At 30.9% G+C, this 1,702-nt stretch carries 1 protein-coding gene and 1 pseudogene; both read right to left on the reverse strand.

What is annotated here, in order from left to right; translation table 11 throughout:
* Positions 1–158 precede the first annotated feature (158 nt).
* Complete coding sequence (locus ACTG3S_RS12830; RefSeq protein WP_439129741.1) at positions 159–1,346, reverse strand: phosphoglycerate kinase; 1,188 nt, start codon at positions 1,344–1,346, stop codon at positions 159–161.
* 109 nt (positions 1,347–1,455) lie between these two features.
* A pseudogene (locus ACTG3S_RS12835) lies at positions 1,456–1,702 on the reverse strand (tryptophan-rich sensory protein); the annotation flags it as partial.

The raw sequence follows: 1,702 nt of genomic DNA on the forward strand, positions 1-1,702 counted from the left end.
TTAATCTTTAAAATAAACCACGAAATTAAAGTTTAAACTTTAAAAAAACAATAAGCGTATAATTATAAAAATTATACGCTTATCAAAAAAAATTATATTCAAATAAAATGCCTCTACCAACTGAGTGTTTTTCCCTTTGGGAAAATTAAGAATGACTTTTATTTCTGAATCGCTTCTATACCAGGTAAGGTTTTACCTTCTAACATTTCTAACATAGCACCACCACCTGTAGAAACATAGCTTACTTTGTCTGCAAAACCAAATTGTTTTACGGCTGCAACAGAATCGCCACCACCTACTAAAGAAAATGCTCCGTTTTTAGTTGCTTTGTCTATTGAGTGTCCTAAAGCAATTGTTCCTCCTGCAAAAGATTCCATTTCAAAAACTCCTAAAGGACCATTCCATAAAATGGTTTTAGATTTGTTGACTACCTCATCAAAAATTTCTCTAGATTTTGGTCCAGCATCTACACCTTCCCAACCATCAGGGATGGCATTAATATCGCAAACTTGTGTATTTGCATCATTAGAAAAATCGTCTGCAGCCACAACATCCACAGGGATATGAACCTCTACACCTTTTGCTTTTGCTTGTTTTAAAATATCTAAAGCTAATTCTTGTTTATCATCTTCACAAATAGAATTACCAATTTTACCACCTTGTGCTTTTACAAAAGTAAAACTCATACCACCACCAATAATTAGGTGATCTACTTTGTCTAAAATATTTTCGATTACTGTAATTTTAGACGATACTTTTGCGCCACCTAAAATTGCCAATACTGGTTTTTCTGAATTATTTAAAACCTTATCTATACTTTCTATTTCTCTTGCTAATAAATTACCAAAGCACTTATTTTCTTCAAAAAATTGTGCTATAATTGTTGTTGATGCATGTGCTCTGTGAGCTGTACCAAAAGCATCGTTTACATAAATATCTCCTAATTTAGATAGTTTTTCTGCAAAAGCAACATCACCCTTTTTTTCTTCTTCATAAAAACGAAGATTTTCTAATAACAAAATTTCTCCTGACTCTAAACCAGCAACAGCTTCTTCTACTTTACTACCTATACAATCTTCTACAAACTTTACATTACAACCAATAATATTTACCACAGATTTTACAATGTGTTTTAAAGAAAATGCTTCTTGAAAGCCTTTTGGACGACCTAAATGAGACATTAAAACACAGCTTCCGCCTTGTTCTAAAATATCGATTATGGTAGATTTTGCAGCTTGAATTCTTGTAGTATCTGTTACTTCAAATTTATCGTTTAAAGGCACATTAAAATCTACACGAATAATAGCTTTTTTATTTTCGAAATTAAAATCTTTTATTGTTTTCATTTTTTGGTTCTTCTATTTTTAACAAAAATACCGATTTCTTTAGGTTTTAGAAAACGCAAAGCTTAAAAGTTAAGGTAACGTTTGCGTAATTTTACACTTGCTATTATTTTTAGGCACTCTTTAACTTTCTAAATTTTAAATATTTAAAAAGAGTATATCCAATTAAAATTACAGCACATACAAAAGCAAAATTATCTATAAAATAGGGTCTAGAAAGGTTTGCAACACCAATAGCAATTAGTGCCCAAGCACCTACCAATGCAAACCCAAAAAGGTTTCTAGTATTTATTATTATCAGGTTTAACCAAGTTGCAATAAGTATCAAAATGAGAGTCCATAATTGAGGTTGAATCCCG

Source organism: Polaribacter sp., from assembly GCF_965656025.1.
Taxonomy (GTDB): Bacteria; Bacteroidota; Bacteroidia; order Flavobacteriales; family Flavobacteriaceae; genus Polaribacter.